The sequence below is a fragment of the Microvirga sp. KLBC 81 genome (assembly GCF_003075415.1).
Classification (GTDB): Bacteria; Pseudomonadota; Alphaproteobacteria; order Rhizobiales; family Beijerinckiaceae; genus Microvirga.
In genome coordinates, this window is the sequence record NZ_QDAH01000021.1 from 43,174 (window position 1) to 67,073 (window position 23,900).

Genomic DNA, 23,900 nt, shown 5'->3' on the forward strand with positions numbered 1-23,900 from the left:
CCCCCATCCAATGAGGACGCGCAGGCCAAAACAGGTCTGGCGTGTCAACGGAGGATGCCATGAGGACTGCTGTCACCACACTTGCCCTGGTCGCCGCTTTCAGCCTTCCGGCCCTGGCTGCCGACCAAGTCGAGAAAGCCCCGCCCACAGGCGCGTACAAGAAGGTGAGCGAACTCGTGAAGCTGCCCGATTTCTTGCCGGGCCTCGGCCAGCTCTATGTCGATCCGAAAACCCTGCCTGCCGGCCCGTTCCTGGCTTACGACCGCGACGGACGTCTCGTCAGCACGGTCTACATGCTTCCTGTCGAGGACCTCTCCAACAAGGACAAGCGCTTCGATGATCTCGCCGCGCCTGGCGGCACGGTTGACCACGTGGACGTCTACTTCAACGCCGGCCATCCCGGCGTCGAGAAGCCTCATGCGCACATTGTCCTGTGGCATGTTCCGAAGGCCGACGAGATGCGGGTGGCCGCGAAGTGATGATCTCGCGCAGACACTTCCTGCGGATCGGCGGGGGACTCCTTGCCGGTCTGGCAGGGCCTCGATCCCCGCTCGCCGGTGAACCGGTCGAGATCCGGATGCAGGGCAACACAGATGGGTCGCACGTGTGGTTTGATCCTATCGGCCTGCGCATCGAGCCTGGTCAGACCATCCGCTGGGTTAACCTGGATTCCGGTAACTCCCACACAGCCACAGCCTACCACCCAGAGAACTTCGAGCGCCCACTGCGCATTCCTGAAGGAGCCGAGCCATGGAACTCGGACTACCTTCTGCCGAATGAGACCTTCTCCGTCACGCTCACCGTGGAAGGCGTCTACGACTTCTTCTGCGTTCCGCACGAGCATGCCGGGATGGTCGGGCGGATTGTCGTCGGCCGACCCGACCGGTCCCGATCCAGTAGCTTGTCGGCGCAAGCAGCGGGCGGAGAACCAGTTCCCGAAATCGCACTCCGTGCCTTCCCGTCCATCGATGAGATCATGCGCAGAGGCATTATCAAGCGTGTATAATGGCCGACCGGACAGCGGCGGGAACCTTCCGGGTCCTCGCTGATCCAATGGCCAGCCGCTGGGCCCGCGTCCGGTGCGGAAGCAGCCAAGGCAGGCCAATACACCTGAGGGCGCCATGATCCGCTCGGTTGCCTACTCAAAGGCGGTTCTCGCCGGCATGGCAGGCGCAATGGCTTGGGAAGTCGTGGCCCGACTTCTCATCTGGGCCGGCCTGCCGGTCTTTGACATCGTCGGCACGCTCGGATCCCTGGCTCTGCCGCACGCAGGCGCCTGGGCATCCTGGACCGTCGGCATGCTGTTGCACCTGCTGGTCGGCGCAATCTGGGCCGTCTTCTACGCCTACTTCTTCTGGTCCGTCTTGCCGCTGCGCCCTGCTCTCCAGGGCTTGGTGTTCGCCTTCGTGCCCATGCCCCTGGCGATTTTCATCATGCATCCGCAATTCGACCTCATGCACCCGCTCGTCCAGAGCGGGCAGCTGCCCTCTTCCGGACTGTTCGGTTTGAGCGGCGGGGCGCACGAGCCGCTCACCATTGCCGCCGGCCACCTGATCTGGGGCACCGTGCTGGGCCTGCTCTACACCCGGCCCGTCGGCTACCCGGTGGATCGGCCCCTGCGACTGAGCCCCCGACCCGGCGGCTCAGGGCCGTCCTGCCGTTTAGCTCCCGAACCGGTCGATCACCGGTTTATGTTTGCTACCGGCATCGAGTGCAGTTATCCCACCCTTGAGGGCGGGCGGTGGCGCATGGATCAGATGGCGGCCTGCGGCCATTACCGCCACTGGCGCACCGACCTACAGCTCACGCGGGACCTCGGCCTTCGATACTTACGCTATGGTCCTCCCCTGCATCTCATCCATCGCGGCCCCGACCAGTATGACTGGGCCTTTCTGGACGAGGTTGCCGCCGAGATGCAGCGGCTCGGAATCGTGCCGATCATGGACCTGTGCCACTTCGGCCTGCCCGACTGGCTGCAGAATTTCCAGAACCCGGAGGTGCCGCAGGCGCTTGCCGACTATGCCCGGGCCTTCACCCGGCGCTATCCGTGGGTGCGGTTCTACACTCCCGTGAACGAGATGTATGTCTGCGCCAAGCTGAGCGCCCTCGAAGGATTGTGGAACGAGCAGCGCCGAGACGAGCGCGCCTTCGTCACAGCTGTGCGCCATCTCGCCAGGGCCAGTGTGCTCATGATGCAAGCAATTGCGGACGAGCGCCCCGATGCGATCTTCGTCAACAGCGAGAGCGGTGAGTTCTATCAGCCCTGCTGCCCCGATCCCGAAATCCGCCGCATCGCCGCCTTCGAAAACGAGCGGCGCTTCCTGCCGCTGGACCTCCTTTATGCTCATCCCGTGCACGAGGACACGCGCGCCTATCTCTTCCAGCACGGCATGCCAGCTGAGGAATACGCGTGGTTCATGCATCAGGACGTGCGCAGGCGGGCCATTCTGGGTGTCGACTATTACGAGTGGAACGAAAAGCTCATCGACAGCAACGGGCATGCGCAGACGCTGGGTGAGCTGTTCGGGTGGTATGCCATCGCCAGCCAGTACTACCAGCGCTACCGGCGGCCGATGATGCACACCGAGACCAACCGCATGGACGCCCGCGACGGGCCACGCTGGCTCTGGCGGCAGTGGCACAATGTGGAGCTGATCCGTCAGGCAGGCGTGCCGGTCGTGGGCTTCACCTGGTACTCGCTCACGGATCAGGTCGATTGGGATATCGCGCTGCGGGAGCCGCTCGGCAACGTCAATCCGGTCGGGCTGTTCGACCTCAACCGCGATCCGCGAACCGTGGGCCTCGCCTACCAGCACCTGGTGGATCTGTTCCAGGCTGACCTCGGCGAGGCTCCATCCATCGAGGCGGCCCTGGAGGCAACCTCGGAGATCGCAACACGGGAGGCGAAACGACACCATGCTTAGAATGCTCCGGGCCCATGGCCTTGATGCCGGCCCAACCCAACGGCCGCTTTTCGCAGGTGCCACAGCGGGCGTAATTGCCGCCCTCCCGGCCCTGGCGATCCTCGCTGGATTCCAGGCGCTCGACGCGCCTGCCAAGGCCGCCGGCACGTCCGTGTTCTCTGCCAGTCTCGCTTATGCCGCCCTGATGCTCTTCGGCGGAATCCTTTATGGCTGGCTGTTCCAGCGGGCGGCCAACGATGTGCAGGGCGGCTGGCTCTTCGGGATGGCGTATGGTTTCGTCCTCTGGATGCTGGGGCCGGTCCCGCTGCTGCAATGGCTGCCGGACCAGCCCATCCTGCGTGGCTACCCCGCTGCTGGATTGCTGCTGGCCCAGCTGCTCTGGGGATTGGTAACGGGTGTGGTGTTCCCCCTCATCCACCGTCATCTGCATGTGAGCCTGGAGAACCGATCACGCTTGGCGTCCCTCTGTCCGGGACCGGAGGCGGCGGCCCAGACGAGGATGCTTCGGCGGCTCCCCTCCTCCGGTCGCCCGTCACGCTGAAAAGGATCCTCATTCTCCGTCCGATTCGGGAACCTTTCTGAGAATGACCTATCTAATAGCCGGAGATGGGAGCTTGGCCATGCAAACAGCAGCCGTTGCGGCAACAGGATTGGATGGGCTCGATGACAGAGCTTTGGTTGAGCGGGCCCGCAAACGGGACGGGACAGCGGTTCGGCTCATCATGCAGAGACACAACCGCCGGCTCTACCGTGTTGCCCGCAGTGTCCTGCACGATGATGCTGAAGCCGAGGATGTGGTTCAGGAGACCTACGTTCGCGCCTTCACCCATCTGGACGGCTTCCGCGGTGAGTCACAGCTCTCAACCTGGCTCACGCGCATTGCGCTGAATGAGGCGCTGGGTCGACTCCGACGACGACGTCTCACAGTCGGTCTGAAGGACATTGATGCGATCAAGGATCAAGGAGAGACCTGCGTGATCTACCTGCCGACGGCGCGCCAGGACAGCGACCCGGAAGCCGCAGCCACTCGGGCCGAGGTGCGACGTCTGCTCGAACGCGCGGTGGACCAGCTGCCCGATCCATTTCGCATGGTCTTCGTGCTCCGGGACATCGAGGAGATGAGCATCGAGGAGACCGCATCGCATCTGGGCCTGCGCCCTGAGACGGTCAAGACCAGACTCCATCGCGCCCGGCGTCTCCTGCGGCAGTCACTGCATGAAAGGCTGTCCTCCACGTTGGTGGATGTCTTCCCATGTGCCGGCACCCGCTGCGCCAGGATCACGGAGGCCGTGCTGGGCAAACTCGGAATCAACTCGAACGAGTGAAATCCACACGATCCGATAATCGGCAGCCCTGCCGCTTTCCGACTCCTATTTGGCCAGAGCGGTGCGGTTAGCGCAGCGTGTACAGGTAAGCTGCGACATGCCGCGCCTCGGCGCGGGAAATGCCGGTGATGGGCATGGCCGTTTTGGGATCGATGGAACGTGGATTCTCGATCCACTGGATGAGAGCCTCCGGCGAGTTCGTCACCACGCCACCGATATAGACCCGCGCTGCAAAGCCCTGAAGGGTCGGGCCGACATTGCCCTGTGCTCGGGGAACGCCGGGAATGGTGTGGCAACCGGCGCAACCATAGCGCTGGGTCAGATCACGTCCAAGATCCGGATCGCCATCCGTCAGAGCAATGGCGCGGGCCCGAGCCTCGCGAGCAAACTTGATCTGATAACCCGCATAGATGCCTGCACCGGCCAGAAGAACAAGAGCAACGCCGATGAGAACGGATCTGCGTCCGACACGGCTCGGCTCGGGTAGAAGCACGCCGGCAAGGTGAGCATGCGCATCGAACTCCTCGCGACGGGCGGTTCTTGTCCGTCCTGAGGGGACTTGGCCTCCGAGGCCCAGCACCATCCCGACAACCCGCAGGATCAGCACCGCGGCCACAGGAATGAGAGCTTTACCGCGCAGCGCCGGCATGCTGCCCTCCTCTTGAATGGGAATGTCCTGAGCGGGCGATCCACAGACCGGCCAGAACGAGGGCTACACTGGCATAGACGATCCCTGCCGGGATCCACATGAAGAGGCCGGCCAGTTGCTGGTCCTCGAGAGGCGTCAGGCCCCACTTGGCGGCGCCCGAGGTCTGGGTCGGATAGATCGGGCGCCGGAGGAAGGCGAGCAGGATCCCGAGAAAGCCCGTGTGAAGCGAAGTGACGAACAGGTAGAAGACCGCAGGTCCATATGCCTGCTCCCGCCCCTGCAGGAGCGCGCGCCAGAACAGAAGGGCCGTGACGAAGAAGCTGAGATGCTGCAGCCAGTGCACCTGGGAATCCGCCAGGGCAGCCTCATAGAGCGCGGGAGCGTGCCAGATCCAGAGCGCGGCGCCATGGATCAAAGTCGCGACGGGTGGATTGGTCATCGCTCGCCATGACCGTGCGACAGATGGCTTCTGACCGATGCCTCCAACCTTGTGCCGCATGGAGGAAGGCAAGGCCCAGAGCATGGCGACTGGGCGGCCGACGACCAGGAGTGGCGCAGCGAGAGCCATGAGGATCTCGTGCTCGATCATGTGAGCCACGAACAAGCGCTCGCCGAGCCAGTGAAGCGGCGTGACGAGGGCAAGGACCAGAAGCCCCCATCCGCCGGCGAAGCAGGAAGCCTGCCAGCGCCTCACGCCCCGCCCGATGCCGGCCCGTTGCCACAGACGGATCACGCCCGACAGATAGAGCCCGCCTGACACGGCAAGCGGGAGTGTGACCCAGGGGCTCCATGTCCAGGTCGTCCCGGTATCCAGCCAGTGCACGTGGCCAGCATGGGCATTGACCTCGGTGGCAACGACAAGCGCAAGGAGGATGGCAAGGGCTCTCATCGTTCACATCCGTGGAAGACGAGGCCTGCCGTGCCGTGGAGCAGAATGATGACCGTGAACAGGGCGGCCATCGCGATGCCGATCAGCGCCGTGAAGCGGTGCGGCCGGCCTGCTCCCGTCGAGTCTGGTCTCGGCGTCGGCGTGGCAGTGGCATAGCCACGCCAGGAGAGAAAGCCGCCGAAGAGGCTTACCGCAGCCATGGCGATAGCGAAGATGGGAACAAGCGGCACCTGATGGGCGCAGACCCAAGGCACGGCAGCGTAGTTGAACTGCGTGTCGATCAGCCAAGCCACCGGTCCGGCATAGATGCCAGCCGACGGAATACCGCGGGAGAGCCATGCCGCCATGATCTCACCACCACCTGGGGAACCAATAGATGAGCAGATAGATCGGCAGCCACGAGGCAATGACAAAGTACCAGTAGAAGGCATTGTCGCCGATGTCCGAGAAGCGCTTGCCGTGCCCGTGTCGCGTGAACATCAGCACGGCCAGAACGATGGTATCGCCGAGGTCTGTGACGAGATGCAGCGTGTGCAATCCGAGAAGGAACCACAGGATCGAGCCATAGGCGTTTTGATCCCACCGCACGTGAAGGAAGCCGAGTTCCAGGACGCGCAGGCCCACGAGAGCGAGGCCGATCAGGCTCATAATCACGAGATCACGGCGGGAACGGGCGAGATCCTCCCGCTCGCCATCCCGCTTCGCCATGTGGTTTGGCCAAAGGCTGGCGAGCATGACAAGGGTGAAAAGGCTCGACCAGAGAAGATCAGGCGGAGGCGCACTGAGAGGCCAATTACCGTTGATGAAGACGAGATAGAAATAAGCGCCGATCGCCAGCGCGAAGCCCATGCCTTCGGCCGCCGCGAAGCCGAGGGTTCCCCACCAGATCGGGCTGCGGTGATCATAAGCGTAGCTCGGCATATGACGAGCATTCAGCACGATTCTGTGCGGCAGAGGCGCCCCGCCGGGATCAGAGTGAGAAGGGCCTGCCGTCATCGCTCATCCTCCGTGCTCGCCTTCGGCCAGAACCATCCCAACAAAGCGACGGCCAGAGGCACGCTGCCCCACACCACAGCCCAGGGGGTAAACATCGAGCCGATGAAGAGAATGGCCGTAGCCACCGCCGCGATGAACGGCCAGATCGAGGGTTCAGGCGCGGATTCCCTGAGATCAGCGCGGCCGTGGGTGATCGTAGACACGAGCTGCTCCCGGTTTTCGACGCTCAATCCGGCCACGACAGGCAGGCTGCCGCGATTGGCCCAGAGCGGCTCCCGGTTCGTCACGACGGGAATGCGGTCGAAATTCTGGGGCAGCGGCGGCGACGCGGCTGCCCATTCGAGGGTTCCTGCATCCCACGGGTTCGGTCCCGCCAGGGGACCGCGGCGGGCGCTCGAGACGATGTTGTAGAGGAAGAGGACGAAGCTTGCGAAGAACAGGACCGCACCGATGGTCGAGATCAGGTTGAGGTTCCCCCAGCCCATTTCGGGAAGATAGGTATAGACCCGCCGCGGCATACCCATCAGGCCCGTGATGTGCATGGGGAAGAACGCCACGTTGAAGCCGATGAAGGCGAGCCCAAAATGCCACTTGCCAATGCGCTCGCTCATCATGCGACCGGTGAATTTCGGGAACCAGTAATAGACGGCGGCAAGCAGCGGGAAGACATTGCCGCCGATGAGCACGTAGTGGAAATGCGCCACGACGAAGAAGGTGTCGTGCACTTGGGTGTCGAGAGGCACGGAGGCGAGCATGATCCCCGACAGGCCGCCCGCGACGAAGATGAAGAAAAATCCGATGATGAAGAGGAGCGGCGTGCGGAACACGGGCCGTCCGTCCCAGAGCGTCGCGATCCAGCAGAAGATCTGGATCCCGTTCGGGATGGCAATCAGCATACTCGACGCCGTGAAAAAGCTGGCTCCTAGTTGTGGCAAGCCCGTCGTGAACATGTGGTGTACCCACAGGCCGAAAGAGAGGAAGCCTGTCGCAATAAGGGAGAGCACCAAAGGGATGTAGCCGAAAGCCTGTCGCCGGGCGAAGGTGACCACGATGGCGGAGACCCAGCCCGTGGCCGGCAGGAAGATGATGTAGACCTCCGGGTGGCCGAAGAACCAGAACAGATGCTGGTAAAGCAGCGCGTCTCCGCCCTCCGCAGGGTTGAAGAAATGCGTGCCCACGAGCCGATCGAGGATCAGCATGGCGGAGGCTGTCACCACCGCCGGCAGGGCGAAGACAATCACGAATGAGTTCACCAGTTCGGCCCAGACGAAGAGCGGGATCCGGTCGAGCGTCATGCCCGGCGCACGCAGCTTGAACACCGTGGTGATGACCGAGATCGCAACGGCGATGCCTGCCACCTCCGTGAAGGTGATCATCTGGGCCCAGAAGTCTGCTCGTTTGCCCGGGGAAAATTCGGGCCCGGACAGAGGCACATAGGCGAACCAGCCGACATCCGGCCCAATATTCAGCATGAAGGCGACCCAGATCATGAGGCCGCCGAACAGGTACACGTAATAGGAATAGGCGTTCAGGCGCGGGAAGGCGATGTTGCGGGTGCCGACCATGAGCGGCACGAGATAGACCGCGAAGGCTTCGCCGATGGGCACGCCGAAGAGGAACATCATCGTCGTACCGTGCATCGTGAAGAGCTGGTTGTAGAGATCCGGCCCGATCAGCTTGCTCTCGGGCTGAGCCAGCTGCAGGCGCATGGCCACGGCCGACAGGCCGCCGAGAAAGAGAAAGATGATGGCGGTGATGATGTAGCGGCGGCCGATGATCTTGTGATCCACCGTGGAGAGCGCACCGATCAGTCCCTTGTCCGTGCCCCAGGTCTTGGCGAGTCGCGCCGATAGTTCCGGCCCATCGACTTGGTCGTCGCGCAGCTCATCCGGGCTCGGCGGCACATCCGCCTCGCTCTGCACGCCCGGAAGACCGCCACGTTCACCGGTGGCGAGGCGACTCACCTCAGGAACGGCATCGAATTCATGCGAGGTAATGGCTCGGGTCACTTCAACCCCTCCAGATAGCTTGCGAGAGGTTGAACCTCGTCAGGTTCGAGTTGGATGGTCGGCATGTTCACACCCGGCTTGACGCCGTGGGGATCGACGATCCAAGCCGCGATGTTGCCGCGCGTTGTTTCCAGAGTTCCGGCACCAATGGTGCGGCGACTGCCCACATGGGTAAGATCCGGAGCGACCTTGCCGCCAGCATCCGTGCCACGGATCTGGTGGCACATGACACAGGGCTTGGAGAGGAAGATCTCCATGCCACGCTGGCGCTCCTCGTCCTGCGGCGGAATGGCGGACGCGGTCTGGTGCTCCCGCCAGCGCTCGAAATCCTCCTTGCTCTCTGCAATGACGAGCAGGCCCATATGCGCATGCTGGAGGCCGCAGTATTCGGCGCACTGGCCGCGGTAGATCCCTGGACGATCCGCCTGAATCTGGATCTGGTTCTGTCGCCCTGTGATCGCATCCATCTTGCCGGTGAGGCTCGGGATCCAGAACGAGTGGATCACGTCGGAGGATTCGAGCTTGATCAGCACCGGCTCGCCCACCGGAATGTGGATCTCGTTAGCCGTGGTGAAGACGCGGTTCGACTCTGAATGTTCGTAAGTGATTTGCCACCACCATTGGCGACCCGTGACGAGCAACGTCAGCGTGCCATCCTTATAGGCGAACAGCACCTTCTGGGCCGCGTAGCTCAGGCCCGTTAGGGAAATGACGGTCAGAAGCGTCAGACCGATCGCCACGGAAACCGTGATGGTCATGCGCCGCTCTGTCCGAGGATCGGTTGCGAGCGGATCAGCATCAGCGGGGCGCCGCCTGCGCAGTGACAGGAGAAGCGCGATCATGGTCAGGGCCCACACCGTGACCAGCACAGCGACGAAGATCCAGAACATGCGGGCCAAGCTACTCGCCGCAGGTCCGTGAGCATCGAGAGCCGATTGCCAGCCCTGGCAACCTCCCAGAGGCAGAGCCATGAGCAGAAGAAATGGGACGTTTCTCCTCATCCCTTCCTCACTGCGGCATCTGGGCGGAAGGTGGGATCTGGCCTCCATCGATCACCTCGCCTGGCGGTCGGCGCTGCTCGGCTGGTCCCGGACTCAGGTCGTCCCTGCGACCAGGTGCGGCGGCCTTCGGCACATTGCGCCCCATCGAGCGGATATAGGCGGCAATCTGCCAGATTTGGTCATCCGGGATCTTGCCGCGGAATGACGGCATGCCGTTCGGCCGCCCCTCGCGGATCGTCTGCACGATGTTCTCGATCTGCCCGCCATAGATCCAGCGGTCATCCATCAGCGCAGGCCCGGAATCGCCGCCGCCATTGGCGTGGCAGCCGTTGCAGTTGAACCAGGTGTAAAGCCGCTGGCCCTGCGAGATGTGATAGGCGTTCTCCTCGTATTCTTTACCAAGGCCCGAGCGTTGTTCCGTCGGTCCGCCCGGCCCGGCGGAGAGAGGTGCAAGGGCGATCTTCTCCTGCGTCTCGGCCGTCACCGGATTGGCCCGGAACTCACGATCTTCCCGCTCGCAAGCGGCGAGGATCAGTACGATCGTGGATAGGATCAGGAACCGCCTCATCGGGTGCGCCCCGCCTGTTCCAGGCCAGCATCGAGACGCGGAATTCGGTAGGCTGCAAGGATGGCATTCACCTCTGTCCGCCTGCGGGAAAGCGCCGCATCGATCTCCTGGCGCAACGCCTCGTCCTCCTTGCGCACGGCCATGGAAATATCGAACACCATGGGAAGCTGCGGCCCGTCGAAGATCGGCCGCACAGGCATGACCTTGAGCGGCACGTTTTCACGCTCCGCAAAATATCCGCCGAGAGGTCCCCAGACGACAGCCACATCGATTTCATCATCTGCTACGGCCTTCAAGATGCGTGCCGGCGGATTGGGATCGTTGTAGTTGCCGTAGATCATGTAGCCGCGTACGTTCCCGACAATCCCGCGGCGGGAGAGCGCGTGAGCCGGCGGCGTGTTCGAACCGTCATCGCCGATAAGATGAACGCCGATCGTCAGGTCGCGAAGAGCCGGATCGTTGAAGGACTTGATCTCGGGACCATTGCGGCGGGTCACGAAGACATAAGACGAGCGGTAGTAAGGCGCTGTCGTGCGCACACCCTCGAGGTTAGCCGGAAGGCCGGGCACCAGATCGCAGGCCCCGGCTTTCAATGTGTTGCGCAGGAAGCCACGGCGCTGCGCCCACCACGTGTACCGAACCTCCGCCCCGAGCTCGTCTGCAATCAAGGAAACGAGCTTGTTCTCGAACCCCTCGCCCGCCTCGTTGGAGAACGGCATGTTGTTGGGATCGGCACAGACCCGAAGCTCACGCGCCTGAACGCCTCCAGCAATCACCAAGCCGGCAAGAACGGCCCCCCTAAGGAAGCTTGAACACATAGAGCGTTCCTCCCTTGGTCGTGACGTTCTTCAACTCGCGCATGGCATTCACGAAGCCTTTGGCAGCCGTGCCGTCGCGCGGGTCGAGATCGCCGGAGACGATGGCCCCCGCCCAGCCACCCACGCCCGACAGGATGGCGACGTATTGCTTCCCGTCAGGCCCGCGATAGGTGGTCGGCTGTCCGATAATCCCGGAATCGACCTTGAACTGCCACAGCACCTCGCCGGTGCGCGCATGCACGGCTTTGAACCAGCCATCCATGGTGCCGTAGAAGACGACATCTCCCGCTGTTGCGAGCGCACCACTCCAGAGCGGAAAGCGCTCGTTGATCGTCCAGAGCTCTCTGCCTTCCCTAATGTCCCAGGCGGTGAACTCGCCCATGTGACCGCCCGGTCCGGGATACATGCGCACCTCTGCGCCGACATAGGGCGTCCCGGCGATGTAGTTCGGCTCGACACTCTCCCAGTCCATGCACATGTTCATATGCGGGATGTAGAGAAGCCCGGTCTTGTGGGAGAAGGCGCTCGGGTTCCAGTCCTTCGCACCGGGTGCCGTCGGGCAGATGTCGCGGATCACGCGGTTGTTCACCGGCTCTTTTTCAGAATTGTATTGAAGGCGCCCGGTCTTGACGTCGACACCTGTCACGGCGGTGAGCGCATGGTAGGGCTTGGCCGACAGTACCTCCCCAGTCGTCCGATCGATGACATAAACGAAGCCGGTCCGCCCCGGATGCACGAGCACTTTGCGGGGCTGCCCTTCCCACTCCATGTCGAGCAGGATCATCTCGTTGATGTTGTCCCAATCATGAAGATCATGGGGCGCCGTCTGATAGAACCATCGCGCCTCGCCGGTGTCGGCGTCACGGGCAAAGATGCCGGCAGTCCACTTGTTGTCGCCGGGGCGCTGGTTGGGGTTCCAGGGACCCGGATTGCCGGTGCCATGATAGAGCAGGTTCAGGTCCGGATCGTAGGAAAGCCAGCCCCAGACCGTTCCCCCGCCCTGTTGCCATGCATCCGCCGGCCACGTGGTGACGCCGAGGTCCTTTCCCTTGTCACTCTCATAGAATGGCTTGAAGTTCGGACCGATCTTCACGTCCTGATCGGGGCCGGTGCTGTAGGCTTTCCAAGCGCTCGTACCGTCATCGATGTCGAGGGCCTGGATCCAGCCCCGCACCCCGTATTCACCGCCGGAGATGCCGACTATCACCTTGTCCTTCGCGATCAGGGGCGCCATGGTCATGGTCTCGCCCCTGTTGATGTCGCCGAGTTTGGTCTTCCAGACCTCCTCTCCCGTCTCGGCATTCACGGCCGCGACGTGGGCATCGAGGGTCGTAAAGAAGATCCGGCCGTTGGCAAAGGTCGGACCGCGATTGACCACATCGCAGCACGCCACTCCCTGCGCGGCCGCGGCCGGCTTCGGGTTGTACTGCCACTTCATCGGCGCCCCGGGCTGGGTCAGGTCCAGAGCGTAGAGGATGTTGGGATAGGGCGAGAGCACATACATCGTACCGCCGACCACGAGCGGTGCGGATTCCTGCCCCCGGTTCACACCGGTCGAGAAGGTGAAGGCCACCTGGAGGCTCTTCACGTTCGCGGTGTTGATTTCCGAGAGATCGCTGTAGCGGGTCGAGGCGAAATTCTTCTGCGGAATGGTCCACTGCCCGTCTTCGGGACTTGTGGCGAAGGAAGGTGCGGCGGGCTGAGATGGGGTCGGTTGGGCCAGAATCGGAGTGGCCGGCTGAAGGATCAGCGAGACTGCCAAGACGAGGGCAAGACGAGCTCCACCCAAAATGTGTTCTCCGGAACGCCAGGACGCGCCGCCTCGGCATCGGCTCGATTCTAATCGCCGCGCTTCCACTATGTTCCCGAAAACGTGATCAAGAATGGATGGAACGGATCTCGGACGGGTGAGCCGTCATCGCCAATAGTCCTGAACCGGGATGCCGTACTCGTTGGATGCGTGGACAAGGACATAAGCCCCGATGGCCATCAGGAATCCAATCAGGAACAGCGTGACCAGGAAACCTGGATCGCGAAAGACGCGGAAGTCTTTTCGCAACGAGCTGCCGGCTGGCTCCGTCATCGTCGATCATCCGTGAGATTCATCCCTTGGATGCAACCGGGAAGCCAGGCCCGTGTTCCATGGAGAGCGATCAAGATCACTCGGCCACCCGGCGCGCCCAGAAGCCACGGCCAGGATCGTAGCCCCAAACCGCGAGCCCTAAGAAGACGACCAAGGCCAAAACACAAACGGCAAATGCCACCGGCTCAAACTGGAGATAGAGCGCAAACCGGACCAGCTCGACAGCATGAGAGAACGGGTTGAGCCAGGCGATGGCCGCCAGTGCCGGGCTCACCTCCTCCAGGCGCCAGAGAGGATAGAGCGCCGTCGAGGCGAAGAAGAGCGGGAAGATAACGAAATTCATCACACCCGCGAAATTCTCGAGCTGGCGGATCATGGACGAGAGCGCCAGGCCGAAAGCGGCGAGCGTCAATCCAGCGATGGTGAGCGCTGGCAGGGCCGCCACATAGCCCAGAGGCGGCGGCCGTACGTCCCAGAAGCGGGCGAGCAGCAGGAACAGATAGACAACAGGCAGCACCGTGACGGTGTTTGCGAGAAGCCGGGCCCCGAGCAGCCACCACCGCGGCAGCGGCGCAGTCAGAAGGACCCGCATGGAGCCCATCTCCCGGTCATAGACCATGGAGAGGGAGCCCTGCATCCCGTGAAACAGCAGCATCATCCCGGCCAAGCCCGGCACGATATAAACCTCATAGAGGATGTAGGTTTGGTACGGCGGCATGATCGAGAGCCCGAGCACGGAGCGGAAACCCACGGCGAAGATGCCCAGCCAGACGAGAGGCCGTACGATGGCCGCCGCAAATCGCCCGCGCTGTCCGATGAAACGCAGCATCTCCCGGCGCATGATGCCCGCAAGCGCGCGCATTCCGTAGCGCATCTTCATGACGATCGCCCCGTGAGCCGCAGGAATGCCGCTTCAAGATCCCCGTCCGCCGCAAGATCCCTTGCCTTCCCCCTCCAGCGAACATTTCCCTCATGCAGCATCACGAGCGGATCGTCAGGCTCCACCTCTTCGAGCGTATGGGTGGCCCAGAGAACGCTCAGGCCCTCGCGACAGAGAGAGCGAACGTGCGTCAGGAGCAGTTGGCGGCCGGCGACATCAAGCCCGGCCGTGGCCTCGTCGACGATGAGGATCTTCGGGTGATGCAGAAGCGCGCGGGCGATCTCGACGCGTCGGCGCAACCCACCCGACAGAGATCGCACCTTCTCGTATCGCCTGTCGCCGACGCCAAGCCGCTCCAGCTCCTCCGCCGCACGCTCCTGGGCCTCCTTTCGCGAGAGGCCGTGCAGCGAGCCGTGATAGGCCATGTTCTGATCGACGGTCAGATCCAGGTCGAGGGTCGGCATCTGGAAGACGACGCCGAGGCTCGCCAGTGCCGGCAGGCGATCACGGCGGATGGAATGACCGAAGATGCGGATATCGCCCTGTCGCGCATTGTAGAGTCCGGTCACAAGGGAGACGAGGGTCGTCTTTCCTGCCCCGTTGAGTCCAAGGAGAACCGTGAGTGAGCCGGGATCGACCGACAGATCCACATCGGACAGCACCTGGCGAGCACCAAAGCCGTGGCTGAGATTGTCGATCACAAGAGCAGTCATGGAGCGACAACGAGTCCCCAAGGCGAGCGGCCGACGCCGATGGTTTTCAAGACCTCCCGGTTTTCGAGATCGATCACCGTGACATCACTTGAATTGCCGTTCGCCGTGTAGAGGCGTTTACCATTCGGCGAGAGCGCAATGTGCCAGACTCGCTGACCGACGAGATAGGTGCGCAGCATCTTGAAGTTTCTGGCATCCACCTCCACAACCCGGTTGGCGGGACCGAGCGCCACATAGGCGCGAGAGCCGTCCGGCGTGAGCTGAATCCCGACTGCCTGGACGAGTTCGCGGGGAACGCCTGGGACCTCGAAGCCGATCTTCGCCAGAGGCTCCCGCGTGTCAGCGTCGAAGACCTCCACCGTGCCGCGCAGTTCGGACGAAACCCAGATCTGCCGGCTGTCCGCCGAGACCTGCGCCACTCGCGGACGCGTGCCGACGAGCACGTTGTCGATGAGCTCAAGTGTCTCGGCATCGATCACATGGAGCATGCTCGTTGTCTCCGAGGTGTTGACGACGAAACGCCCATTCGGGCTCGCTCCCATGCCTTCAGGCTCCACGCCCACCTCCACCTCGGTGACGATGCGCCCTTCGGGAATGTCGAGGACGGAGACGAGATTATCGTTCTCGTTCGCCACGAACAGGCGGCGTCCGTCCGGATGTATCACGAAAAGCTCCGGGTCCTCGCCGGAAGGCAATGAGCCTTCCACCGTGCGGCTCTTCAGGTTCACCACATCGATCCGGTTGTCGTCTCCGACTGCCACATACAGCTTTTGCTTATCTGCACTCAGCCCAATGCCGCGCGGACGACGCCCCACCGGGATCGTGCCGACATGACTTAGACTATCGCCATCGATGATCGATATGGTGTTGTCCTGCTCGTTCGAGACATAGACCGTTTCAGCAAAAACAGGTTGCAGGGTAAGCATCCATCCAAGAACAGCAAGGATCAAGACTTGCATTGGCTCTCCTCACGGTCGGTTCCCAAAGTATCGAGCTCGGAGCCGCGATGGAGAAATCCTGCCTGCGGCGAGACGGAGACCAGCAGGCGCGGCCCGGCGATCAGGATCGGCTGGCGCATCTGCCCGTCCCAGGAGCGGAAGCTCTGCCCCTGCCCCTTGAAGCCTGCGAGAGCGAAGTCGGGGCTGCGCAGGTACGCGATGATGGCAGAAGGATCGCTGCTGCGGGACCGGAACGCAGCTTCTCCAATGGCCCGCACGGCTGCCCACGCCGCATAATCGACAGCTCCCATGCGCCGTCCTGCGAGTTTGTCGAACCGGGCTTGCAACTGCGTGGCGCCAAATTGCTCGGCGACCTCGCTCCATGCGGTCGTGACGAGCCCATGCGTTCCTGCGACGGGACGCGGTCGTGCTGTGCGACCCGGCAGATAGTCACCAAATTCATTCGCTTCATCGGCGACAACAAGCACGTCGTAATCTGCGATCTGCGTCAGGGCCGGGATCTCGCTCTGCAAAGTCACATGGCCGGTATCGGTCCGGGCGTGGCCGGGTTGAAAGGTCCACTCCTTCTCCTCGACAATCTCGGCGCCGAAGCGCTTTGCAGCGCGGCGGTACGCTTCCGCAAGCAACCTGTCACCCGGCAGTCGTCCAGTGACGATAAACCAGCGACGCCAGCGCTTGGCCATCAGATACTGCGCTAGCGCATCGGCCAGCATGGCGCGACTGGGAGCCGTGTGCAGCACGTTGGCGCGGCACGATCCATTGCGCATCATATCATCCGGCGCACGCGCGTTGATGAACAGCATTTCGCGCGCCTGCGGATCTGAAGCGGCAGCAAGAAGAATGGGCGCGTTGAGATCGGCCACGATCAAGCGGATTCCTTCCGCCGCCAGAGCACCGATCGTGTCAGACGGATTGCCATTCTTCGGGATCGTGCGTTCCACGAGCACGAAGCGCTGCTTCGTGAAACGGCCCGTTGTCGCATTGTCGGCCAGTCCCAGTCGCGCGCCTGCAACGCCCTCGTCTCCGATCTCCTGATCGAGTGGCGAGACGGGCTTGATAGGTTCACGTTCCTGCGTGACGAAAGCAATGGCGATTGCATCGTTTTCAGCCAGAGAAGGCATGGCCAGAAGCAGTGTGAGGAGGATCAGTACAAGCCTCATTCGGCCGCCCTTGTCTGCCGGATGAGCCGGTCATCCACGATCCGAGCCGGGACGCCGTCCAAAGTAATCACACGCTGAGCGAGAGCGGCCGCCTCATGCCAGTGATGAGTCACGAGCAGCGTCGTCGGACGCAGCTTTCGCATATGCCTTGCCACAAGGCCCTGCATGTCGCGGGATGTGTCTTCGTCCAACGAGGCAAAGGGCTCGTCCAGCAGGAGAAGTTTTGGTTCAACTGCCAGCGCCCGGGCCAGAGCCACGCGCCGCGCCATACCGAGTGACAGGCGTTGAGGATAGATATCCTCGGATCCGGCAAGACCAACCTGCGCCAGCCATTCCGCTGCCTTGCCAGGCTGATCCGGAATCACAAGCTCCAGGTTCTGCCGTGCCGTCCGCCAAGGCAGAAGGCGCGGCGACTGGAAGAGATAGCCAGCAGGCTGCGGCAGACCCGTGATCGAGCCCTCGAAATCCTGGTCGAGGCCAGCCGCGATCTGCAGGAGACTGGATTTGCCGATGCCTGAAGGGCCCACGATGGCGCAGACTTCTCCGGCCTCGATATCGAGCGAAAGGTTCCGGAACAGCACCCGTGACGGCGCACCAGCCTGAGCCGGATAGACCTTCCGCTGAATGGTAACCTGTAGAGTCATCGCCGCCACTGCCCCACCCGGCGCTCGAGCGGCGCGAAGATCAGAAGCTCGATGACCAGCACGCATAAAACGAAGGCTGCCGCGTAGGCCATGACCCGTGGCACGTCGAAGAGCTGAAAATAGCTCTGGAGCTGGAACCCGACACCGTTAGATCTTCCAAGCAATTCCACCACGAGAACGATCTTCCAGATCAGCGCAAGCCCGTTGCGCGCGGCGGCTAGAAGATAGGGTGCCAGTTGCGGAACGATCACTTCCCGAAGAGTTGTCCAGGGACCAAAGCGGTAAACCTGCGCGACTTCCGTGTAGTCCCGGTCGAGGGCTCTCGCGCCCTCCCGGAGCGTGACGGCGACATTGGGGATCTTGTTGAGGGCAACAGCTACCAAAAGCGCTGTCTCCACAAGTCCGAGCCAGACATAAGACAGGATGATAAGCACGAGCGCCGGCACGTTGAGCAGAATGACGAGCCAGGGGTTGAGCCATTTGTCGAGCCATCTCAGGCGGCCAAGCGCGATGCCCAGAGCCGTGCCGACGATCATGGTGATGGCGAAGCTGATGCCAACCCGTGCCAGAGTGATGCTGAGATGATAAAGCAGCGGCCCGCCGGCAGCCTCCTGCAACAGGTTCTGCAGGACCGTGACAGGCCCCGGGAAAAGCCGGCTCCCGGCCAATCCGGCTCCTAACTGCCACAGACACAGGAACAGCAGGATGGAGACGATCCCCTGCCATGTCCCTCTGCCTTCGGCACCAGCAGCACGCATCGGCGGCCTCAATAGGAGACGGATGGCCAGAAGGTCTTTTGGTCAAAGGCCTTCGCTTGGCCGACGAGCTTGCCTCCTCCAATCTGGACCAGGATAGCATAAAGATCGGCGGCCGCCTTCCGCTCTGCCTCCGACCACCGCTCCGGAATGCCAACCCGGAATCCCTCCTGAAGTGCGGCCAAGACAGCCGGGTCGGTGGTGCCGAGTTGCGGAGCCAGACGCACCCACTCTTCCTCCGAGCTTGCAAGCAGCGCCTTGGCCTCTCGGGAAGCCGCGACGAAGCCCTGCAGGGCGGCCTCCTCACGACCGGCCCACTCCTCACGAAAGGCATAGCCGAGCATCGGCACATCTCCACCGATGCCGAGACGGCGGAGTATCTCCGTCACCGTCAGGAGCGGCCGGGCTCCTGACGCCTCAAGACGGGCAGCGTAATGCCAGTACGTGAGCACGGCATCGATGCGTCCGCGCGCCAGTTCCTCGTTCAGAAGCGGCGGGGCCCCAAAGACAGGCTCGACTGCCTCCGCAAAATCAACCCCCAGTTCCTTCTGCGCATAAGCCCGAAGAAGAAGCCAGCTTTTGTCGAGAGGCCCACCAACAACTCCGATCCGCTTGCCTTTAAGGTCGCGGAGACTTTCAATGCTCGAACCCGGCAGGATCATGAGCGCGCCCACGGCCCGCGAATAGGGAACAAAGCTGAAGGCCACCCCCTCGCCGCGCTGGCGTGCAACCCAGGGCCAGTCGGTGACAATCATGTCTACCGCACCCGCCTGCAAGGCCACCTTAGCCGCCTCGTTAGAGGCGAATTCAGTCGGGACAACGGCGATGTCATGCCTGCGGTCGAGCCCGTGATGCCGGATGGTATCGACTTCCCAAGCGACTGTACCGAACTTGAGTAGACCAACCTTGATCTTGTGGTCGTCCTGAGCCCTTGCAGGCCCTAAGACGATCAAGGCAAGGATAAACCAGGCAACTCTGAGACACATGGTCGGCCCCTTGCAAGTAATGGCCCCCGTCAACGGCCAAGCTTCGGCTTGGTTCCAACTTGCATGGCTTTTCAAGGCTTCTGCGCCAAGAAGGACGCCCGATCCCTATCTCTATTCCTATCTCTTGGGATCAAGCCAGGAAATCCCCTGCCCTTCAGGAACGTCCGGTGTACCTGCCTTGGCGGACGCTCGGCCTTCTTCCATGATGCGTCAAGGCTGGATCCTCGGGGATGGTCTTCGAGAGGCATGCAGCGCAGCACGCAATTGGCAAGCGCTCATTCCGGAAGTCTCCGTCCTGTCATGGCATCGAAGATGTGCAGCTTGGACGCAGGCAACTCGTAAGAGATGCTCGTCCCGACGGTATAGTCGGCTCGTTCCAGGACAAAGGCCTTCAGGGCATAATGCATTGCTCTGATATGAACGATCGTTCCCAGACCCATCGGCTCCACCAATTCGACATGGCCGGTCACTCCCCCGTCCGTTGTGGGGGAGATCCGAACGTCTTCAGGGCGAATCCCTACCCTCACGGCTTGGCCGTCTCGTCCGTGGGCAAGTGGAATTGGTGAAATTCGTTCTCCCGATCCAAGCTCGACGGATCGCCGTTCTCCGTCATAACGGAACGTGCCCTCAAGGATGTTGATGGCAGGTGAGCCGATAAAACCAGCCACAAACAGGTTTGTTGGGCGCTCGTAAAGGTCCAGCGGCGTTCCAACCTGCTGGATGACGCCGCCATTCATGGCAACGATGCGGTCGGCGAGGGTCATGGCCTCGACCTGATCGTGCGTGACATAGATCGACGTGGTGCCGAGCTCCCGGTGGAGCTTCTTGATCTCAACGCGCATCTGCTCGCGCAGCCGTGCATCAAGGTTCGACAAAGGCTCGTCGAAGAGAAATGCCTTCGGCTGCCGCACGATGGAGCGGCCCATGGCGACGCGCTGGCGCTGACCTCCCGAAAGAGTGCGGGGCTTGCGGTCCAAGAGTGCCTCCAGACCGAGCTTGGAGGCCGCCGCGGAAACGACACTGGCCATACGCTCCGCGGGCGTCCCTCGGAGCCTGAGGCTGTAGCTCATGTTGTCCCGCACGGTCATGTGCGGGTAGAGAGCATAAGACTGGAAGACCATCGCGATGTCGCGGTCCTTCGGGGCAAGCTCGTTCACAACGTGCCCTCCGATGCGGATCGCCCCGCTGGTGATGCCTTCCAGGCCCGCGATCATGCGCAGGAGCGTGGACTTGCCGCATCCGGACGGCCCAACCAGCACCACGAACTCCCCATCCCGGATCGACAGATCGACGTTATGGAGAACAGGCATAGCCCCGTAGGATTTGCCGACGCCCTGAATTTCGATGGAAGCCATGTGATGCGAACCTTCACCCTTTGACCGCGCCGGCCGTGAGGCCTTGGACGAGGTAGCGTTGAATGAGAAGGAAGAAGAGGCAGGCGGGGATCAGGGCCAGAATACCAGCGGCCATCATTTGCCCGAAATCGACCGAGAATTTCGACACGAAGCTCAGAAGCCCCACAGGGAAAGTGCTGGCCCCTGCCTTGGAGACGAGCATCAGGGCGAAGAGCAGCTCGCTCCAGGCTGCGGTGAACACGAAGCCTAAGGTAGCAGCAACGCCCGGGAGAGTGAGCGGCAGAATGATTTGACGGAAGGCGCGAAAACGCGACGCTCCGTCGATCATGGCAGCCTCCTCCAGATCTTTCGGAATGCCGTCGAAGAAGGACTGCATCAGGAAAGTCGCGAAAGGTACATTGAAGGCCGTATAGACGACGACCAGACCCGTGAGGCTGTTGGTGAGGCCAAGCGGCGAGAAGAGCTTGAAGATCGGAGCCACCAGCATGACAAGCGGGAACATCTGCGTGACGAGCATGAGGCCGACGAGCCACATCTTTCCACGAAAATCGAACCGCGACATCGCATAGCCCGATAATGCGGCAACGAGCGTCACGAAAACGGCAGTGCTGCCTGAGACGATCACGCTATTCTTGAAGAACAACGGGAAATCGCTGTGGGCGAGCACAAAGGTGTAATGCGCAAGCGACGGACGGGACGGCCACAACCGAATGCCTTCACTGTAGAGAAGGTCATTGGGCGTCACCGAGACCTTCAGCAGCCAGTACAGGGGAAAGAGCGCGAAGATCACATAGAAGGCGAGCAGCCCGTAGTGAAGGAACCAGTAAGGCCTGCTGCAAGCGGAGGACTTCATGGAGCGTTTCTCAACGTTTCAGCATGGCCTGCCGCAGCAGGATGATGACGAAGGAATAGGCCAGCAGCAGGATGAGAAGGACCATTGCGACTGCGGACGCATAGCCGAAATCGAGACGCCGGAAGGCCTGGGTGAAGATATAGCTGGAAACGATCTGGGTCTGGTCCGCCGGTCCGCCATTCGTCATGACGATGATAAGGTCGGCGAAGTTTGCAATCCACACCGTCCGCAGCAGCACGGTAATCGCGATGGTGGGCGCGAGGAACGGAAGAGTGATGTCGGTAAAGCGTCGCCACGGGCCGGCGCCGTCGATGGAAGCAGCCTCGTAGATATCCTGCGGAATCGACTGGAGAGCCGCCAGGAGCGTGATGGCGAAGAACGGAATTCCCCACCAGACGTTGGCGGCGATCGGTCCCCACATGGCAAGGCTCGGATCGGACAGGATGTTTTCGGGAGCAGGCAGAATTCCGAGCGCAGCCATCCAGTGCGGCAGAGGGCCTACGACCGGATTGAAGAGCCATGCCCAGTTCAGGCCCGACAGAAAGGTTGGAACGGCCCAAGGAAGGAAGACCAGCGCCTGAACCACGCCGCGCCCTGGGAAGGGATTGTTGAGCAGCAGCGCCAGCACAAGGCCGAAGGCGAATTGCAGCACGACCGATGCGACGGTCCAGACCAGCGTGTTCTTCATGGAATGCCAGAACGCCGAATCCGTCCAGAGTGTCTGGAAATGCTCCAGGCCGATGAAGCCGCCGCTGAAGGGATTGACCAGCTGGATGTCGCGAAAGGCATAGGACAATCCGATCACCAGCGGCACGAGCATGATCGTAGCGATCAGAAGCACGGATGGAGCGATATAGAGGTAAGGCTCCGCCGTGAGCACGATCCGACGCAGCGGGGTGTGCTTGCGGTGTGCAGCATCCTCATGCAGGGACATGATTGTCATCGGCACTCCTACCCTGTGCGCAGCCGAAAATGATAGCGGCGCGGCTCATAAGAGCCGCGCCGCTCACGTTCTTATTTCTTCGAAGCGAGATACTTCTTCTGGGCCTTGGTCAGGTAATCGGCCCATTGATCCGCCATGTCCTTCGGAGAAAGCTGCCCGAGGAGTGCCTGCTGGGTTGTTTTCACCGCAAGCGAGTCGGCAAAGAAGGCGAATTCCTGAAGGTAGGTCGGCATGATCGTCGGCACGACATTCTTGTCTGCCAGCTCCTCGAACCATCCCTTGAACTGCGGGCCGGAATAGAACGGGTCGTTCTCTGCAGACTTATAGATTGGCAGAGCGCCGGTCCGCTTGTTCCAGGCAATGTTGCCTTCAGGGCTCGCAAGCGCGGAGATCAGCTTCCATGAAAGCTCCTTGTTCTTGCTGTTGGCGAACATCGACCAGCCGGCATAGCCGATCGTCGGGAAGGCTTTTCCGGCTGGCCCCTTTGGCATCGGAGCCACGCCGTACTCGTCCGGCTTCATGCGCTCGGCAATGGCGATCAGCGCATCGGGGTCCTGATCGAGCATGGCGCAGGTGCTGGAATAAAACCCTGCGACGATCTCGTTGAATCCCCAGTTTACGCTATCCTTCGGCGCATATCCCTTCTTATAGATATCGGTGAGGAAGGTGATGCCCTTCACCCAGCCCTCATCGTTGACGGTGGAGGTTCCATCGGGCTTGAAGAAGGTGTTGTCACCCGCCATGGTGGCACCGAACATCATCCAACCATTGAGACCACCGGGACCGCCACGCAGGCAGTAACCGTACTTGCCCGGCATCGCCGAGACCTTCTTTGAAGCCTCCTCGAATTCCTCAAGCGTCTTTGGCGGCTCCTTCACGCCCGCCTGCTCGAAGAGCTTCTTGTTGTAGAACATCGCGCGAAGATAAAAGCCGTAGGGCAGCATATAGGCGGTGTTCTTGACGGTGCGGCCGACCTCCAGGGTCTTATCGGTGAGTCCTGCCGTGTTCGGCCATGTCTTCAGATAAGGCTCCAGGCTCTCGAGGGCGCCGTTGTTGGCATAAAGCGAAAGCCAGCGGTCTGGCATCTCGACGACATCGGGCGTATCGCCCGCCGACACCATGGTGGCGAACTTCTCGAATGCCTGCCCCCATGGGAGGGATGTGATTTCGACCTTAACACCGGGATTGGCTTCCTCGAAGGTCTTGACGATACTCTTGAGCGTCTCGGTGCGCTCCGGGCTCGTGATGACTTCAGTCAGTTTCAGAGTGGTCTGGGCGAGAGCGCTTCCGGCGAAAACCGTGGCGAGCGCAGTGGCGAGTAACAAGCGTTGAATCATGGTCTTCCCTCTGTTTCATTTATTTTGAACTTGTCAGGCCGTTGATGTGCGCA

The 23,900-nt window shown here is 61.9% G+C and carries 26 protein-coding genes; 5 read left to right on the forward strand and 21 right to left on the reverse strand.

Annotated features, from left to right (window positions below; all coding sequences use genetic code 11):
* Window positions 1–59 precede the first annotated feature (59 nt).
* The 5 genes from DC522_RS14975 to DC522_RS14995 all read left to right on the forward strand — a co-directional run bounded on the left by DC522_RS14975 (window position 60) and on the right by DC522_RS14995 (window position 4,249).
* Entirely contained in the window at window positions 60–479 is a 420-nt protein-coding gene (locus DC522_RS14975; RefSeq protein ID WP_116529483.1) for a DUF5602 domain-containing protein, read from the forward strand.
* Complete coding sequence (locus DC522_RS14980) at window positions 479–1,006, forward strand: plastocyanin/azurin family copper-binding protein (RefSeq protein ID WP_116529484.1); 528 nt, start codon at window positions 479–481, stop codon at window positions 1,004–1,006. The genes DC522_RS14975 and DC522_RS14980 overlap by 1 nt, the downstream gene beginning before the upstream one ends.
* Window positions 1,007–1,121: 115 nt before the next feature.
* Window positions 1,122–2,924 carry a family 1 glycosylhydrolase gene (locus DC522_RS14985; protein WP_245444178.1) on the forward strand — a complete coding sequence of 601 codons (1,803 nt, stop codon included), beginning with the start codon at window positions 1,122–1,124 and terminating at the stop codon, window positions 2,922–2,924.
* On the forward strand, window positions 2,917–3,465 hold the full coding sequence (locus DC522_RS14990; protein WP_116529485.1) for a hypothetical protein: 549 nt from the start codon (window positions 2,917–2,919) through the stop codon (window positions 3,463–3,465). The genes DC522_RS14985 and DC522_RS14990 overlap by 8 nt, the downstream gene beginning before the upstream one ends.
* A gap of 79 nt (window positions 3,466–3,544) precedes the next feature.
* Window positions 3,545–4,249, forward strand: coding sequence for an RNA polymerase sigma factor (locus DC522_RS14995; RefSeq protein ID WP_116529486.1), 705 nt, complete (start codon window positions 3,545–3,547; stop codon window positions 4,247–4,249).
* Window positions 4,250–4,316: 67 nt separating this feature from the next.
* Here DC522_RS14995 and DC522_RS37265 read toward each other — a convergent pair whose 3' ends face one another.
* The 21 genes from DC522_RS37265 to DC522_RS15095 all read right to left on the reverse strand — a co-directional run bounded on the left by DC522_RS37265 (window position 4,317) and on the right by DC522_RS15095 (window position 23,847).
* Entirely contained in the window at window positions 4,317–4,898 is a 582-nt protein-coding gene (locus DC522_RS37265; RefSeq protein WP_371679637.1) for a cytochrome c family protein, read from the reverse strand.
* Complete coding sequence (locus DC522_RS15005; protein WP_116529487.1) at window positions 4,879–5,787, reverse strand: cytochrome c oxidase assembly protein; 909 nt, start codon at window positions 5,785–5,787, stop codon at window positions 4,879–4,881. Before DC522_RS15005 ends, DC522_RS37265 begins: the two co-directional genes overlap by 20 nt.
* Window positions 5,784–6,134 (reverse strand): hypothetical protein, encoded by a 351-nt coding sequence (locus DC522_RS15010; RefSeq protein ID WP_116529488.1) that lies wholly within the window; start codon window positions 6,132–6,134, stop codon window positions 5,784–5,786. Before DC522_RS15010 ends, DC522_RS15005 begins: the two co-directional genes overlap by 4 nt.
* Window positions 6,135–6,138: 4 nt before the next feature.
* Window positions 6,139–6,708: a cytochrome c oxidase subunit 3 gene (locus DC522_RS15015; RefSeq protein WP_245444180.1), complete on the reverse strand. Its 570-nt coding sequence runs from the start codon at window positions 6,706–6,708 to the stop codon at window positions 6,139–6,141.
* A 71-nt stretch (window positions 6,709–6,779) separates the two neighbouring features.
* Entirely contained in the window at window positions 6,780–8,687 is a 1,908-nt protein-coding gene (ctaD, locus tag DC522_RS15020; protein WP_116529522.1) for a cytochrome c oxidase subunit I, read from the reverse strand.
* 101 nt (window positions 8,688–8,788) lie between these two features.
* On the reverse strand, window positions 8,789–9,793 hold the full coding sequence (coxB, locus tag DC522_RS15025; RefSeq protein ID WP_116529490.1) for a cytochrome c oxidase subunit II: 1,005 nt from the start codon (window positions 9,791–9,793) through the stop codon (window positions 8,789–8,791).
* 7 nt (window positions 9,794–9,800) lie between these two features.
* The gene (locus DC522_RS15030; RefSeq protein WP_116529491.1) at window positions 9,801–10,361 is read right to left on the reverse strand and encodes a c-type cytochrome; all 561 of its coding nucleotides are present in this window, start codon (window positions 10,359–10,361) and stop codon (window positions 9,801–9,803) included.
* Entirely contained in the window at window positions 10,358–11,179 is an 822-nt protein-coding gene (locus DC522_RS15035) for a substrate-binding domain-containing protein (protein WP_116529492.1), read from the reverse strand. Before DC522_RS15035 ends, DC522_RS15030 begins: the two co-directional genes overlap by 4 nt.
* On the reverse strand, window positions 11,160–12,968 hold the full coding sequence (locus DC522_RS15040; protein WP_116529493.1) for a methanol/ethanol family PQQ-dependent dehydrogenase: 1,809 nt from the start codon (window positions 12,966–12,968) through the stop codon (window positions 11,160–11,162). The genes DC522_RS15035 and DC522_RS15040 overlap by 20 nt, the downstream gene beginning before the upstream one ends.
* A 126-nt stretch (window positions 12,969–13,094) precedes the next feature.
* On the reverse strand, window positions 13,095–13,262 hold the full coding sequence (locus tag DC522_RS34815; RefSeq protein WP_165820166.1) for a hypothetical protein: 168 nt from the start codon (window positions 13,260–13,262) through the stop codon (window positions 13,095–13,097).
* A 76-nt stretch (window positions 13,263–13,338) separates the two neighbouring features.
* Window positions 13,339–14,142, reverse strand: a complete 804-nt coding sequence (locus tag DC522_RS15045; protein ID WP_116529494.1) for an ABC transporter permease — start codon at window positions 14,140–14,142, stop codon at window positions 13,339–13,341.
* The gene (locus tag DC522_RS15050; RefSeq protein ID WP_116529495.1) at window positions 14,139–14,855 is read right to left on the reverse strand and encodes an ABC transporter ATP-binding protein; all 717 of its coding nucleotides are present in this window, start codon (window positions 14,853–14,855) and stop codon (window positions 14,139–14,141) included. Before DC522_RS15050 ends, DC522_RS15045 begins: the two co-directional genes overlap by 4 nt.
* Entirely contained in the window at window positions 14,852–15,814 is a 963-nt protein-coding gene (locus DC522_RS15055) for a PQQ-dependent catabolism-associated beta-propeller protein (RefSeq protein WP_116529496.1), read from the reverse strand. Before DC522_RS15055 ends, DC522_RS15050 begins: the two co-directional genes overlap by 4 nt.
* Window positions 15,802–16,974 (reverse strand): ABC transporter substrate-binding protein, encoded by a 1,173-nt coding sequence (locus DC522_RS15060; protein WP_116529497.1) that lies wholly within the window; start codon window positions 16,972–16,974, stop codon window positions 15,802–15,804. The genes DC522_RS15055 and DC522_RS15060 overlap by 13 nt, the downstream gene beginning before the upstream one ends.
* On the reverse strand, window positions 16,971–17,618 hold the full coding sequence (locus tag DC522_RS15065; protein ID WP_245444182.1) for an ABC transporter ATP-binding protein: 648 nt from the start codon (window positions 17,616–17,618) through the stop codon (window positions 16,971–16,973). Before DC522_RS15065 ends, DC522_RS15060 begins: the two co-directional genes overlap by 4 nt.
* Entirely contained in the window at window positions 17,615–18,376 is a 762-nt protein-coding gene (locus DC522_RS15070; protein ID WP_116529499.1) for an ABC transporter permease, read from the reverse strand. The genes DC522_RS15065 and DC522_RS15070 overlap by 4 nt, the downstream gene beginning before the upstream one ends.
* Window positions 18,377–18,384: 8 nt before the next feature.
* Window positions 18,385–19,359, reverse strand: coding sequence for an ABC transporter substrate-binding protein (locus tag DC522_RS15075; protein WP_116529500.1), 975 nt, complete (start codon window positions 19,357–19,359; stop codon window positions 18,385–18,387).
* A 275-nt stretch (window positions 19,360–19,634) separates the two neighbouring features.
* A complete protein-coding gene (locus tag DC522_RS15080; RefSeq protein WP_116529501.1) occupies window positions 19,635–20,714 on the reverse strand; it encodes an ABC transporter ATP-binding protein in 1,080 nt (359 codons plus the stop codon).
* 13 nt (window positions 20,715–20,727) lie between these two features.
* Window positions 20,728–21,567 (reverse strand): carbohydrate ABC transporter permease, encoded by an 840-nt coding sequence (locus tag DC522_RS15085; protein ID WP_116529502.1) that lies wholly within the window; start codon window positions 21,565–21,567, stop codon window positions 20,728–20,730.
* Between the two features lie 10 nt (window positions 21,568–21,577).
* Window positions 21,578–22,510, reverse strand: coding sequence for a carbohydrate ABC transporter permease (locus tag DC522_RS15090; protein WP_116529503.1), 933 nt, complete (start codon window positions 22,508–22,510; stop codon window positions 21,578–21,580).
* A 71-nt stretch (window positions 22,511–22,581) separates the two neighbouring features.
* Window positions 22,582–23,847 carry a sugar ABC transporter substrate-binding protein gene (locus DC522_RS15095; protein ID WP_371679647.1) on the reverse strand — a complete coding sequence of 422 codons (1,266 nt, stop codon included), beginning with the start codon at window positions 23,845–23,847 and terminating at the stop codon, window positions 22,582–22,584.
* Window positions 23,848–23,900 lie beyond the last annotated feature (53 nt).